A 13747-nucleotide genomic window follows, 5' to 3' on the forward strand; every position below is an offset into this window, starting at 1 on the left:
TCGCGGTGACGCGAAGTCACCGTTATATTACCGATGGCTTAGGTGATTTCCCACTGTTGGCGTAGTACTGTTACATAATTCCGGACGGAGAAGAATTCGGATGACGGGAAGGGATAAAAAACCGGCGCATCCCGCGGATGCACCCGACACGGCCCTGCTCTCCGGTCTGGACCATCTGGACCAGGGAGTGATCGTCATTGGCGCCGATCTGATGGTCCGCGCCGGAAACCGCATCCTTTACGATATCTACGAATTCCCAGAGGGCTTCATCCAGATCGGCATGCCCATGGCCGATGTGTTCCGCTTCCTTGCCCAACGCGGCGACTACGGCCCCGGGGATCCGGACGCGATCACCGAAAACATGCTGGACCTGATCCGCAAGGGCAGGCGGTTCAACACCGAAATCCACCTCAGCACCGGACGGTTCGTCGAAATCCGCCGCTCGCCCCTGCCTGACGGCGGCATGATCGCCGTCACCACCGACGTGACCGACCGTCACGACGCGGCGGAAGCGCTCCGCCAAAGCGAACAGCGGTTCCGCGACATCGCCGAAATCGCCTCGGACTGGTTCTGGGAAATGGATGCGGACCTGCGGTTTTCCTACTTCTCGGACCGCAACCGCGACATGCTGGGGTTCGACATGGCCTCCATCATCGGCAAGCGGCGCACCGACATCACGCCCGAGAACATCGATGCCCAGAAGTGGCGCGACCACTTGGGCGACCTGGAGGCGCACCGCCCGTTTCAGGACTTCCGCTATGACATCCGCCCCCCTGGCGCCGACATTCGCCACATCTCGATCAGCGGCAAGCCGGTGTTCGGGCCGGATGGGGATTTCCTCGGCTACCGCGGGGTCGGGCGCGACGTGACCCGCGAAAACGCCGCCGAGACGGCGTTGAGGGCGAACGTTTCACTGCTGCAAGCGACCCTGGAGGCGACCGCCGACGGAATCCTTGTGTCGGATCTGGAGCGCCGAATTCAGGCATTCAATCAGCGTTTCATCGAAATGTTCGCCGTGCCCGAAGACCTGATCGCGACAGGCGACGGCTGGAAGGTGCGCGACTGGATCGCCGACCACGCGTTGGACCCGGAAACGTTTTTCGCCGATGTGGAGCGAATCTTCGCTGAACCGGACAAGGAGTTTCGCACCTCCCTGAGGATGAAGGACGGCCGGGTCATCGAACGCTATACGCGCCCGCAATACCTGAGCGACGCCATCGTCGGCCGCGTCATCAGTTTCCGCGACGCAACCGACCAGATCCGCACGGCCGAGGAACTGCATTCACAAAAGACCATGCTGGAAACCGTGTTCCGCGACGTCCCCGACGCCATGGTTCTGGTCGACACAGACCGCCGCATCCGCATGTGCAATCCGGCGTTCACCCGGGTATTCGGTTTCGAGGCCGATGACGTCATCGGCCGCACGGCGGAATTCCTGTACGAAAATGACGAGGTGTACCAACGGGACGGCTGCGCCCGCATTGTCGCGGCGGGGGACACCATCCTGGACCCCTGCATCATCCCCTACAGGCACAAAAGCGGCGAGGTCTTTCCCGGCGAGACCGTGGCCTCGTCACTGCGCGCCAAGAACGGCGACATCATCGGATTCATCGCCGTCATCCGCGACGTCGGCGCCCGCATCAAGGCGGAAGCCGAACGCCTGGAAGCCCTGGAACTGGCCGAGGACGCCAATCGGGCCAAATCCGCCTTTCTCGCCAACGTCAGCCACGACCTGCGCACGCCCCTGAACGCGGTCCTGGGTTTCGCCGAAATCATCAAACAGCAGCTTCTGGGTCCCGTCGGCCACCCAAAATACGTCGAATATGCCAAGGACATCCGCGATAGCGGCGCCTATCTCCTGGACCTGGTCAACGACCTTCTGGACATTTCCACCATCGAGGCCGGCCAACGCGCGATCCGCCGCGAATCGATCCGCCTGGCCCCCTTCTTCTCCGAATGCACCAAGGCGGCGACCGCGCGGGTCGCCAACGGCGCGATCGTCGGCGTGGCCATGGACCCGGATATGCCGGCCCTCAAGGCCGACCGCCGGGCCCTGAAGCAGGTAATCTTGAACCTGCTGTCGAATTCCCTGAAGTTCACGCCATCGGAAGGGCAGATCGTCCTGACCGCCCGCCGGGCCAAGGACCGGACCACCTTCAGCGTCGCCGACACGGGCAAGGGTATCCCCAAGGAAAACCTGAAGGACATCACCCAGGCCTTCGAACGGGGACAGTCAAGCGCCTATGCCACGGCCGACGGCACCGGCCTGGGCCTGGCCATCGCGCGATCCCTGGTCGAACTGCACGGGGGCGAGTTGACCATCGAGAGCGAGGTCGGCAAAGGCACCGAGGTTTCCTTTTTCATCCCGGACCGGGCTTAGGCCACGGACTCATACTCCTTGGCGCGGCGGCGTTTTTTTGGCAGAACACGGGGCTGCCCATTTTTCTGAACCGGAGCATTTCCACCCATGACCGACCCCACGCCCCCCGCGGCCGTTGACGGCGCACCTTCCGCCGAACCGGACGCGGACGGCCCCCGCGACTTCATCCGTGACATCATCCGGGACGACCTAGCGGCGGGGCGGGCCAAGGGCGTGGTGACGCGGTTTCCGCCGGAACCCAACGGTTATCTGCACATCGGCCATGCCAAGTCGATCTGCCTGAATTTCGGCGTCGCCCAGGAATTCGGCGGCGTGTGCAATCTGCGCTTCGACGACACCAACCCGGCCAAGGAAGAACAGGAATTCATCGACGCCATCATGGCCGACGTGCGCTGGCTGGGCTTCGATTGGGGCGACAACCTGTTCCATGCCTCGGACTATTTTGAACAGCTCTATCAATGGGCAGAGCATCTGATCGAAAACGGCCTGGCTTACGTGGACGAACTGTCCGCCGACGACATCCGCGAATACCGCGGCACCCTGACCCAGCCGGGCAAGCCGAGCCCCTGGCGCGACCGGCCCACGGATGAAAGCCTGGACCAGTTCCGCCGCATGCGGGCGGGTGAATTCGCCGACGGCGCCAAGGTGCTGCGCGCCAAGATCGACATGGGCCACGGCAACATGAACATGCGCGATCCGGTGATCTACCGCATCGTCAAAAAACCGCATCCGCGCACGGGCGACACCTGGTGCATCTACCCGACCTACGACTACGCCCACGGCCAGTCGGACGCCCTGGAACAGGTGACCCATTCGCTCTGCACGCTGGAGTTCGAGGACCATCGCCCGCTCTATGACTGGCTGATCGAACACCTGCCGGTGCCGTCGCGCCCGCGTCAGTATGAATTCGCGCGCCTGAACCTGGGTTACACCGTGCTGTCCAAGCGGCGCCTGACGCAACTGGTCGCGGACGGCCACGTATCGGGGTGGGACGATCCGCGCATGCCGACCCTCACCGGCCTGCGCCGGCGCGGCATTCCGCCGGAAACCATCCGCGATTTCGTGTCCCGCCTGGGCATCACCAAGCAGGACAGCCAGGTCGAATTCTCGCTGCTGGAACATTGCGTGCGCGAGCATCTGAACAAGACGGCCGAACGTCGCATGGCCGTCCTGCGGCCTCTCAAGGTGGTGATCGAGAACTTCCCCGAGGGCGAGGTCGACAACCTGGACGCAATCAACAACCCGGAAGACCCGGACGGCGGCGGCCACACCGTACCGTTCAGCCGCGAGATCTATATCGAGCAGGAAGACTTCATGGAGGACCCGCCCAAGAAGTTCTTCCGCCTGGGTCCCGGCCGCGAGGTGCGCCTGCGCTACGCCTATTTCATCACCTGCACGGACGTCGTCAAGGACGCCCAGGGCAACGTGATCGAAATCCGCGCGACCTACGACCCCGAAACCCGGGGCGGCGACGCGCCGGACGGGCGCAAGGTCAAGGGCACGCTGCATTGGGTGTCGGCCACCCATGCGGTGAAGGCCCAGGTCCGGCTCTACGACCATCTGTTCCGGGAAGAAGCCCCCGGTTCCGGCGGCCGCGACTATCTGGACGACCTCAATCCCGCCTCCCTGGAAGTGATCCGGGACGCCATGCTGGAGCCGTCATTGGCCGGCTGGCCGGTCGGCAAGACGTTGCAGTTCGAACGCCTGGGCTATTTCTGCGCCGACCGGGACGGCACGACGGAGGCGCCCGTGTTCAACCGCACCATGACGCTGCGCGACACCTGGGCCAAGGTCCAGAAACAGGGATAGACCGCCGATGAACACGCCCGCGAAGCCGAAGGCCCATTGGTATTTCGACTACATCTCACCCTATGCCTATTTGCAGTTCCATCAGATGGACCGCTTCCGCGACCGCCTGGACATCCGGTTGGAGCCGGTGCTGTTCGCGGGACTTCTCAACGCCTGGGGCCAATTGGGGCCGGCGGAAATTCCCCAGAAACGCATCGCGACCTACAAATTCTGCACCTGGCAGGCGCACCGCATGGGCCTGCCGTTCCGCACGCCGCCGACCCATCCCTACAATCCCCTGGCGACCTTGCGCCTGACCCTGGCGCGGGGGGCCGCCGCGCCCGACGTGGACAAGATCTTCGACGCCATCTGGGGCCGCGGCCTGGACGTCGCCGACCCCGACGTGTTCGCGGACCTGAAGGCGTCTCTCGGTCCCGCCCCCGGCGGGGAACTGGACGATCAGGCCGCCAAGCAGGCGCTCAAGCAGAACACCGACGCCGCCGTGGCCAAGGGCGTGTACGGGGTGCCGACCTTCGCCGTCGAGGACGCCACCGCCGAGGGCGGCTGGCGCCTGTTCTGGGGCTTCGACGCCGGCGACTGGATGCTCGACTGGCTCGACCACCCGGACATGTTCGCCCAGCCCGCCATGCAGGCCGCCGACGATTGCCGGGTCGGCGCCCGCCGCCGCCGGCCCGAGGAAAAAACCGAACAAGCCTAGACAACCAACCACAAGGAACATCCGTCATGCGCCGCCTGCCCGCCGTCACCAAGGACTCCATGAAACCGGAACAGCTAGACCTGTTCGGCAAGATCACCTCCGGCCCCCGGTCCAAGGGCCGCAACGCCATGGATTTCATGGACCGGGACGGCGGCCTGATCGGCCCGTTCAACGCCTATCTCTACTCACCCAAGATCGGCGACGCGGCGCAGACCCTGGCCGGGCTGCTGCGCTTTGACTCCATCCTCCCCGGCGACTTGCGCGAAATCGCCATTTGCGCCGTGGGCCAGCACTGGCAGGCCGATTACGAGTTCTACGCCCATGCCAAGGTGGCGCGGAACGAAGGCGTCGACGAGGCGACCATCGAGGCCCTGCGCCAGGGCAAGCCGCCCGCCGACCCCAAGCACGCCGCCATCGCCGGCTTCGTCTGGGAGATGCTGGCCGAGCGCAAGGTGTCCGACGCCACCTACGCCGCCGCCCACGCCATCCTGGGCGACCAGGGCATGGTCGAACTGGTGCTGCTGGCCGGCTGCTACTGCATGGTCTCGGCCAACCTGAACGTGTTCCGCCCGCCCTTCCCCGAAGGGGTGGATCGCCCGTTTGGCGCCGTCTGACCCTATCTGACCCGACGGGCCCGGTGGTATAACCGGGTCCATCGCAATTCGAGCCCGGAGGCCAATCATGTCCCGCACCGTCTACGTCAACGGCGACTACGTTCCCGAGGAAGAGGCCAAGGTCTCGATCTTCGACCGCGGCTTTCTGTTCGCCGACGGCATCTACGAGGTATCGTCGGTTCTGGACGGCAAGCTGATCGACAATGCCGGGCACATGGCGCGGCTCGCCCGCTCCTTGGCGGAACTGAAGATGGCGCGGCCCTGTTCGGATGACGAGCTGCAGACCATTCAGAAGGAACTGATTGCGCGCAACAATCTGGCCGAAGGCGTGGTCTACATGCAGATCACGCGCGGTGCCGCCGACCGGGACTTCAACTTCCCCAAGGAGGCCACGCCGTCGCTGGTCATGTTCACCCAGGAAAAGAACATCCTGAACAGCCCGACGGCGGCCAAGGGCCTGTCCGTCGTCACCCTGCCCGATATCCGCTGGCACCGGCGCGACATCAAGACCGTGCAATTGCTGGCCTCGTCCCTAGCCAAGCAGACGGCCAAGGACATGGGCGCCGACGACGCCTGGCTGGTCGAGGACGGCTTCGTCACCGAGGGCACGTCCAACAACGCCTTCATCGTCACCGACGACGGCCAGATCATCACCCGCCAGCTGTCGAACGACATCCTGCACGGCATCACCCGCAAGGCGGTGCTGAAATGCGCCGCGGCGGCGGGCCTGACCCTGATCGAGCGCCCGTTCACCCCGGAAGAAGCCTATGAGGCGCGGGAAGCCTTTTCGACCAGCGCCTCGGCCTTCGTCATGCCGGTGATCAAGATCGACGACCACATCCTGGGCAACGGCGTGCCCGGCCCGGTGACCCAGAAACTGCGCGAGCTGTACATCGCGGAAGCCAAGGCGGCGGCGGTCTAGGCGTTCCCGGTGCCTCCCGTTCGCGACGGGTTGGCAGGATGCGGAAGCTCAATTATACTGTGGTTCACTGTAAAATTGAGGTAGCGATGCGGAAGCCCTCCCGATTACCTGCCATGCCGTTCGTTTCGCGCGGCGCGGCGCCACGTGCGATGGCGATGGCCGGGATGATGATCGTCTGCGGCGCAACGGCCCATGCGGCGGAGGACCGGGCGGTTCTCAAGCTGCGCGGGGTGATCCACAAATCCGTGACCGTCGCCCTGGCGCCGGACGGCGTCGACGGGCAATTCGCCGGCCCGATGCGGACCCTGCGCATCAGTGAGGAAACCAATTTCGCAAGCCCCTACCGCATGTATCTGGAAGGCGGCGGCGTGCGTGCGGTTTTCGATGGCCGGCCTGTCGCCTTTGACCGCGGCCGCGGCCTGCTGGAGGCTCAGGGTCTCGGCCAGGATGGCCGGACGACGCGACGGACCCGCGCCCTGGCGTTGCGCGGCGCGCCGTCGGCGGCCGATACCCGGCCTTACGTCCTGGTCGTCAGCATCCCCTGAGAATCAAATCGGCTGTCTCCACAACCGTCGGACACGGCTGTCGCGCCCCCGGCGCAGTCCCCCGCCCGCTGCCCCTGAATTGACCGGGATCAATGCAAACATCCGCGCCGCGCTGTTTACTGTTTCCAAGTTGTTGATTCCGGCAGTTACATGTGGTGGTAAGGGTGTGACCTTTCCGCAAACAAGACAGCCGATGGAGCCATGGATAAGGAACGAAAAATGTTCAAATCACGCAGGAAAGCCTTTTCGGCCCGTGCCGCCCTTGCCGCGTTGGTCGTTGCCACCGGGGTGGGTTACGTCGGCGACAACGTCGATGCGGCGACGACCGGTAATATCACCCTGATGGGGACGGTCGGCACGGCGTTGGATATCGAAGTGACGCCTGCGGGCAGCTACAACAGCCTGGGCCTTGGGTCTTCGCAAACCGACGTTCTCGTGGCGACTGTCCGGGAACGGGCCAACGTGTCCTACGACGTCAGCATCCAGTCGACCAACTATGCCAGTTGTGGCGCGGCCACGTCCTGTCTGCTGTCCGGCGCCACCATCGTTCCTCTGACGCTGAAGATTGACGGCACCACCGTCACCTTCACCGGCGCGACGATAACGTACAAGACCGCCGCCGCGGCCTCGCTCAACTGGACGACGGCGGAGAACGTAACCGTCAGCTATACGATCGGCTCTCAGCTGCCGGCGGGCACCTACACGGAAACCTATACCTTCACCATCAGCGCGACTTAGAAAGCTCTGCCGGCAAGGTAGGCGGGCGCAGGCCCATTCCCACGGCCCGCGAGGCCTGAGTTCGGCCCCGCGTGCGGTTCATCATCCCGTTCTGAGAATCGACGGGGTCTTGTCCGCAGCCACCGGATTCGCGCCTTGCCTGATGAACCCGTTCCCCGCGCCCGAATTGACCGGGATCAATGTGAAAAACCGCCGAACGCAGTTTACTATTTCCAAAGTGGCGTTTCCGGCTGTTATGTTTGGGGTGAAGGGTTGAGCTTCCTCCGCGGACAAAGCAACCGGCGGAACCTTTAAGAAGGAGTGAGGAATGCTGAAATTAAGCAAAAGGGGCCTCCCGGCCCGTGCCGCCCTTGGCGCGCTGGTCGTTGCCGCAGGGGTGAGTTATGTCGGCTTGAACGTTTATGCCGCCACTGACAGCGGCACCCTTACCTTAACCGGCACGATCGCCGAAAATGTGTCGATCACCGTCACGCCCACGGGCAACTACAACAACCTGGACATTACGACGCTGCAAAGCGTGACCGATGAGTCCGTGGCGACCGTGTCGGAAACCGCCAACGTCGCCTATACGGTCAGCGTGCAGTCGGCCAACCTGGCGTCCTGCACGACGCCGAACACGTCCTGCCTGCTGTCGGGCACCAATGCCATCGACCTGACGCTGAAGATCGCCGGCAGCACCATCACCTTTGACACCAACCCGAAGCAGTACAAGACCGGCGCCATCGCCCTGACCGGCACCACGCCGGAAAGCGTGGCCGTCAGTTACACCATCGGTCAGGCCTATCCGGCGGGCACCTATACCGAAACCTACACGTTCACCATCACCTCGGTATAAGGACGGAATGATGCGGTTTCAGCCAATTTTCGAAACAGTGGCGCACGACGGTGCACTGTCACGCCGGCGGGGGGCGCATCGCGGTTTCGCGGCGTTCGTACTGCTGCTGGCCCTGGTCGCGGCGACCCCTGCAAGCGCCTTCCGCCTGACCCCGATCGTCGAGGACTTCCAGCCCACCGGGCGCGAGGCGGTCAAGAACTTCACGGTCACCAACACCACGCCGGAACGTATCGCCGTCGAAATCAGGATGATGAAACGGGCAATCCGGCCGGACGGCCAGGAAATCCTGACTCCGGAAGACAAGGATTTCGTCGTGTTCCCCACCCAGGTGGCGCTGGAGCCCGGCAAGTCCCAGGCCGTGCAGGTGCGCTGGGTCGGCGACCCGGAGCCCAAGACCGAACTGGCCTACCGTATCATCGCCGAACAACTGCCCGTCGAGTTGGACAAGGCGCGCCAGGACATCGCTTCCATCCGGCTGCTGATCAAGTACGAAGGCTCCGTTTATATTCTGCCCAAGGGCGCCAAGGCCGACGTTTCCATGACCGGCCTGCGCCCGGCCAAGGGCACCGACGGCAAGCCGGGCCTGCAAGTGACGCTGGTCAACAAGGGCCTCGCCCACGGCATCGTCCGCGAAGCGAAGCTGGCACTGACCGATTCCGCGGGGGGCAAGGTCACCCTTTCCGGCGCGGCGGCCAAGGCGCTGGAAAACATCAACGTCCTGGCCGGCGGCACGCGCAACGTGGTGCTGCCGTGGCCGGCCGGGCTGAAAGCGGGCGAAGTCAAAGGCACTCTGGAAGCCAAGGTCGAACGATAACCCCCGGTCCGCCCCGTCTCCGCCAGAAGCCATTGCTGATTGATTGATGGGTCCTGTTGCGCGCGCTGCCGCGATCATTCTAGCCCTCGCCGGGGGAGGAGCGTTCGCGGTTCCGGCTGTGCGGGCCCAGCCCTCCTCGGAATCTCCCACCGTACCGGCGGCGCAAAGCCTGATTATCCCGCTGTTCGTCAACGGCCGATTCCAACGGGAATTGCGCGCGCTGATCCCGGGGAAAGGGGAGGCCCTGCGGTTCGAGGCCAAGGTTTTCATCGCCGTCGCCGAACGCGGCCTGCGCGAAGACCTGATCGCCGATCTGACCTATCGCACCAACGCCCAGGGTTTCCTGTCGATCGACGACCTGCGGGCGATCGGCCTGGAAGCCACCTTCGATGTGGCGCAGTTGCGCCTGGCGGTACAGGTGCCGTTCGACCTGTTACGCCCGCAGCTCATCGAATTGCAGCGGCGCGCGCCGTCGCCGAACGCCGACCCCCTGATTCAGCCGGACGGCTTCAGCGCCTTCGTCAACGCCCGCGGCACGTTGGAATACATCCACGAAATCCAATCCACCGACACGGGGCCGGGCGGCCAGCCGCTGTTCGTCAATTTCGACGGCGCCTTCAACCCCGGCCCCTTCGTCGTGGAATGGGCCGCGACCTATGATCAGGATCGCGACTATCGCTGGCAGCGCAACGACATCAGCGCCGTGTTCGACCAACCGGAAAACGCCTGGCGCACGCGGATCGGCGATCTGTCCTACCCAACCACCGGATTTCAAAGCTTCGTCGCCGCAGGCGGCATCACCTTCGCCAAGAACTTCGACCTGCAGCCCTATCGCGTAACCCAGCCGACCGTGCGCGGCAGCTTCCTACTGAAGCAGGAATCGAAGGTCGAGGTCCTGGTCAACAACGTCGTGATCCGTACGCTCCGCCTGCAGCCGGGCCCTTACGATATCCGCGATTTCCCCATGCGGTCCGGCATCAACGACGCCAAGCTGCGCATCACCGACGCCGCGGGGCAGGTGCAGGTCATCGACTATCCCACCGTGGTCGACAGCACCTTGTTGGCCCCGGGCGAGCACGAGTTTTCCTATTCCCTCGGTTTCCCATCGGCGACACGAAACGGCTTCCGGCGCTATGACGGCGCCCTGGGCGCCCTGTCCCTGTTCCACCGCCTCGGTCTCAGCGACAACCTGACCTTGGGCGCCAATTTTCAGGGCAATCACCTGCAGCAGATGGCGGGGGCGGAGGCGGTGTGGGCGATGTTCCTGGGCGTCGTCGACGTCGACGTGGGCTGGTCGCGGGCCGACGGCTACGCCGGCGCCCCGGCTGCGCGTCTCGGCTTTCGCCGCGAGGACCATACCCGGACGCACGCCTGGCAGCGCGTATGGAGCCTGTCGATGGAATTCAAGGGCGAGGACTTCGCCCCCCTGGGCACCACGGCGCCGGCCAACAATATCGCCTGGGATTTCACCGCGCGGGTCAGCCAGCAGTTTCCCCACGGCATCAGCGTCGGCATCGGCGGAACCTACCAGATCGGGCGCGAAAGCCGGCGCAACACGGATAACCAGAACATCGTCATCTCCAAGTCCTGGGACAGCGGCGTCACCGCCAACCTGCACCTGGACCGCGAACGCAAGACCGACGGCGATGCCGAGGCGACGGTATTCGTATCGCTCAACATTCCGCTTTTCGACAACCGCCAGAAACTGACCCTGAGCCACGACAGCGACGGACGCACCAGCCGCCTGCAATGGGAGCGCAATTCATCCCAGGCGGTCGGCGGCGTCGATGCCGACGTGGCGGTGGAACGCAACATCGACACTTACGACCTTTCGGGCGAACTGGCCTATACGGGCGAGCGCGGACGGGCAACGCTGAGCCACGATATCACCACGCCGCGCACCGAGGGCAACGGCCCCCTGCGCGACCGGCGTTCCAATCTGCGCCTGGAAACCGGCCTGGTATACGCCGGCGGGCGGTTCGGACTGGGCCGGCCGGTATCGGAGGCCTTCGCCCTGTTGGCGCCGCACCCGACGCTGCGGGGCCAAAAAATCGGCGTCAACCCGTCAGGCGGCACGCACGCCGCCAGCATCGATCCCTGGGGCAATGCGGTGCTGCCGGAACTGGGTGCCTACCGCCAGGCGGTGGCGGAAATCGATGCCCCCGACGTGCCGCAAGGCCTGGAGATCGGACCGCATCGATACCGGCTGCTGCCTGCCTACAAGAGCGGTATACTGATTTCGGTCGGCACCGGCGCCACCGTCTTCGTGCTGGGCAACGTGACCGACATCGACGGCAAGCCGGTCACCCTTGCCGCGGCGGAGATCGTTTCGCGCGACCGGCCCGAGGCCGAACCCATCCTGACCTTCACCAATCGGTCCGGACGTTTCGCGGCCGAGGGCCTTCGCCCCGGCAAGTACCTGCTGCGCCTTTACGCAACGCCGGACCTGCCGATCGCGTTCGAGGTGCCGGAAGACACCATCGGCCGGTTCGATCTGGGCAACCTGCAACGGCCCGCCGCCCCCGGCGGCGCGGGCCGCTAACGACATCGAGGTCCACATGCGCCTTCGCTTCCTTGCCGCCGCCGTCCTGATCCTCTGCCTGCTGCCCCTGTCGGCCCAGGCATTCTGCGACATGCATCTGCGCAACCTGAGCAACATCACCTTCCGCGGCAGCAACGGCTACGACGTGTTCGCAACGGGAGAGACGGGACAGACCGTCTTCGTGCGCGTGCGTCACAGCAAAAGCGACGCCTGTTCCTATTTTCTGACTTTCTCCCAGGGTCAGTCGGGTTCCTACGACCGTGCCCTCAGCGGGCCGGGAACGGCGGACCTTCATTATCAACTGTACGATACGCCGTCGAAGTCGAATGTGCTGAAGCAGATTCCCGAGGCGACGTCGTCCGAGGTTCTGGCCGGCACCTTCACCACCACCGATGCGGAAACGCAGGAGCATTCCTATTACTTCGTCCTGCCGCCCGGCCAGATGGTGAAGGCGGGCGACTATTGGGACAACATTACCGTGCGCCTGTACGAAGGCACGCTGTCTTCCTATACCCAGCGCGACCAGTCCTCGTTCTCGGTCGAGGGCGTGGTCAAGAACGCGCTGCAGATGTGCGTCGTCGGCTGCGGCGCGCCGTTCGACCCCTTCGCCAAGTCGCGCACCATGGCCTTCGGCGCCCTGCACGCGGGCGACATGCGCGAGGTCGACCTGCTGGTCCGCGGCAACGTGGATTACGAGGTGATGTTCCGATCCGACAACAAAGGCGTCATGGCGCGGACCAGCGGCCATGGCGAAGTGCCGTATGCCTTCGCCTTCAACGGCGCCGCGGTGGACCTGACCTCCGGGCACGTCACCGTGGCACTGGGCGGGTCGCCCACCACCATGGACGGCGACCGCTATACCCTTACCGCCACCATCGGCAACCTTGCGGGCGCGGCGCCCGGCACCTACCAGGACAACATCGCCATCACCGTGCGCTCGCGCTGACCGGCGGGCCCTCACCCTCTGACTGGTAAAGCAGACGTATAGCCATGAATTTCCTCGACCTTCCCGATCTGCGCCTTCACTACCTGCGCCAGGGCAGCGGCCCGCCGCTCGTGCTCCTGCACGGCTGGCCGGAATGGTCGGGGGTGTGGCGCAAGGTCCTGCCGGTTCTCGCCGAACAATTTGACGTCATCGCCCCGGACCTGCGCAATTTCGGCGACAGCCGCGGGGATGAGGCGCGGGACGTCGCCCATTACGTTTCCGACATCGAGGCCCTGGCCGACGGCCTGGGGCTGGAGCGCTTCGGCATCGTCAGCCACGACATCGGCGGCTTCCTGGCTCAGGACTATGCGCGCAGGCATCCGGACCGTCTGGCGGGCCTGTTCTTTTTCGACTGCCCCCATTTCGGCATCGGCCCGCGCTGGACCCAGGGCGGGCAACTGCGGGAAATCTGGTATCAGTCGTTCCATCAGCTGCCGCTGGCGCTTGAGCTGGTGGGGGCGTCGCGCGACAGTTGCCGCGCCTATTTCCGGCATTTTCTGCGCCATTGGGCGGGATCGCCCGATGCCTTCGACGGGGCGGCGCTGGAGGAGTGGGTCGATAATTTCCTCAAGCCCGGCAACCTGGCCGGCGGGTTCCGCTGGTACGCCTGCGCCAACGACCGGCGGCTGAAGGCCATGGAGGCCGGCGGCGAGGACGCGTCGATGATCGAGACCCCCGCCTATTCCTTGTGGGGGTCGGCCGACCCCATCCTGCGCGCCGAATGGCAGGACACCCTGACCGGCGTGTTCACGGAAATCCGATTGGAACAGGCCCCCGGGGCCGGGCATTTCGTCGCCTGGGAAAGCCCCGATCTGGCCAACGCCCGTATCATCGGGTTCTTCCAGAAATGCTCCGCCCGCTGATGC

Annotated in this window: 12 protein-coding genes; all 12 read left to right on the top strand. The window is 64.8% G+C overall.

The window, feature by feature from the left end:
* Window positions 1-100: 100 nt before the first annotated feature.
* The 12 genes from RJ527_03335 (at window position 101) to RJ527_03390 (ending at window position 13744) form a co-directional block, all read left to right on the top strand.
* Entirely contained in the window at window positions 101-2380 is a 2280-nt protein-coding gene (locus RJ527_03335; protein ID WND76783.1) for a PAS-domain containing protein, read from the top strand.
* 87 nt (window positions 2381-2467) lie between these two features.
* The gene (locus tag RJ527_03340; protein ID WND76784.1) at window positions 2468-4189 is read left to right on the top strand and encodes a glutamine--tRNA ligase/YqeY domain fusion protein; all 1722 of its coding nucleotides are present in this window, start codon (window positions 2468-2470) and stop codon (window positions 4187-4189) included.
* Window positions 4190-4196: 7 nt separating this feature from the next.
* The gene (locus tag RJ527_03345) at window positions 4197-4886 is read left to right on the top strand and encodes a 2-hydroxychromene-2-carboxylate isomerase (GenBank protein ID WND76785.1); all 690 of its coding nucleotides are present in this window, start codon (window positions 4197-4199) and stop codon (window positions 4884-4886) included.
* A gap of 26 nt (window positions 4887-4912) precedes the next feature.
* The gene (locus RJ527_03350) at window positions 4913-5500 is read left to right on the top strand and encodes a hypothetical protein (protein WND76786.1); all 588 of its coding nucleotides are present in this window, start codon (window positions 4913-4915) and stop codon (window positions 5498-5500) included.
* A 67-nt stretch (window positions 5501-5567) separates the two neighbouring features.
* A complete protein-coding gene (locus RJ527_03355; protein ID WND76787.1) occupies window positions 5568-6422 on the top strand; it encodes a D-amino-acid transaminase in 855 nt (284 codons plus the stop codon).
* A gap of 113 nt (window positions 6423-6535) precedes the next feature.
* On the top strand, window positions 6536-6967 hold the full coding sequence (locus RJ527_03360; GenBank protein ID WND76788.1) for a hypothetical protein: 432 nt from the start codon (window positions 6536-6538) through the stop codon (window positions 6965-6967).
* A 219-nt stretch (window positions 6968-7186) separates the two neighbouring features.
* Window positions 7187-7705 carry a hypothetical protein gene (locus RJ527_03365; GenBank protein ID WND76789.1) on the top strand — a complete coding sequence of 173 codons (519 nt, stop codon included), beginning with the start codon at window positions 7187-7189 and terminating at the stop codon, window positions 7703-7705.
* 307 nt (window positions 7706-8012) lie between these two features.
* The gene (locus tag RJ527_03370; GenBank protein ID WND76790.1) at window positions 8013-8540 is read left to right on the top strand and encodes a hypothetical protein; all 528 of its coding nucleotides are present in this window, start codon (window positions 8013-8015) and stop codon (window positions 8538-8540) included.
* Between the two features lie 10 nt (window positions 8541-8550).
* Window positions 8551-9354 (top strand): fimbria/pilus periplasmic chaperone, encoded by an 804-nt coding sequence (locus RJ527_03375; protein ID WND76791.1) that lies wholly within the window; start codon window positions 8551-8553, stop codon window positions 9352-9354.
* 118 nt (window positions 9355-9472) lie between these two features.
* Entirely contained in the window at window positions 9473-11896 is a 2424-nt protein-coding gene (locus RJ527_03380) for a fimbria/pilus outer membrane usher protein (GenBank protein WND76792.1), read from the top strand.
* Window positions 11897-11912: 16 nt separating this feature from the next.
* Window positions 11913-12842 carry a spore coat protein U domain-containing protein gene (locus RJ527_03385; GenBank protein ID WND76793.1) on the top strand — a complete coding sequence of 310 codons (930 nt, stop codon included), beginning with the start codon at window positions 11913-11915 and terminating at the stop codon, window positions 12840-12842.
* Window positions 12843-12886: 44 nt separating this feature from the next.
* Window positions 12887-13744, top strand: coding sequence for an alpha/beta hydrolase (locus RJ527_03390; GenBank protein WND76794.1), 858 nt, complete (start codon window positions 12887-12889; stop codon window positions 13742-13744).
* Window positions 13745-13747 lie beyond the last annotated feature (3 nt).

It is taken from the genome of Thalassospiraceae bacterium LMO-SO8, assembly GCA_031655335.1.
In the GTDB taxonomy this organism is placed as follows: Bacteria; Pseudomonadota; Alphaproteobacteria; order Rhodospirillales; family Casp-alpha2; genus UBA1479.

What these genes read in the sequence shown, in the direction of transcription:
- RJ527_03370 (WND76790.1), top strand. Translation starts at nt 8,013, where the DNA reads ATGCTGAAATTAAGCAAAAGGGGCCTCCCGGCCCGTGCCGCCCTTGGC.
- RJ527_03365 (WND76789.1), top strand. Translation starts at nt 7,187, where the DNA reads ATGTTCAAATCACGCAGGAAAGCCTTTTCGGCCCGTGCCGCCCTTGCC.
- RJ527_03355 (WND76787.1), top strand. Translation starts at nt 5,568, where the DNA reads ATGTCCCGCACCGTCTACGTCAACGGCGACTACGTTCCCGAGGAAGAG.
- RJ527_03360 (WND76788.1), top strand. Translation starts at nt 6,536, where the DNA reads ATGCCGTTCGTTTCGCGCGGCGCGGCGCCACGTGCGATGGCGATGGCC.
- RJ527_03335 (WND76783.1), top strand. Translation starts at nt 101, where the DNA reads ATGACGGGAAGGGATAAAAAACCGGCGCATCCCGCGGATGCACCCGAC.
- RJ527_03375 (WND76791.1), top strand. Translation starts at nt 8,551, where the DNA reads ATGCGGTTTCAGCCAATTTTCGAAACAGTGGCGCACGACGGTGCACTG.
- RJ527_03340 (WND76784.1), top strand. Translation starts at nt 2,468, where the DNA reads ATGACCGACCCCACGCCCCCCGCGGCCGTTGACGGCGCACCTTCCGCC.
- RJ527_03390 (WND76794.1), top strand. Translation starts at nt 12,887, where the DNA reads ATGAATTTCCTCGACCTTCCCGATCTGCGCCTTCACTACCTGCGCCAG.
- RJ527_03385 (WND76793.1), top strand. Translation starts at nt 11,913, where the DNA reads ATGCGCCTTCGCTTCCTTGCCGCCGCCGTCCTGATCCTCTGCCTGCTG.
- RJ527_03345 (WND76785.1), top strand. Translation starts at nt 4,197, where the DNA reads ATGAACACGCCCGCGAAGCCGAAGGCCCATTGGTATTTCGACTACATC.
- RJ527_03350 (WND76786.1), top strand. Translation starts at nt 4,913, where the DNA reads ATGCGCCGCCTGCCCGCCGTCACCAAGGACTCCATGAAACCGGAACAG.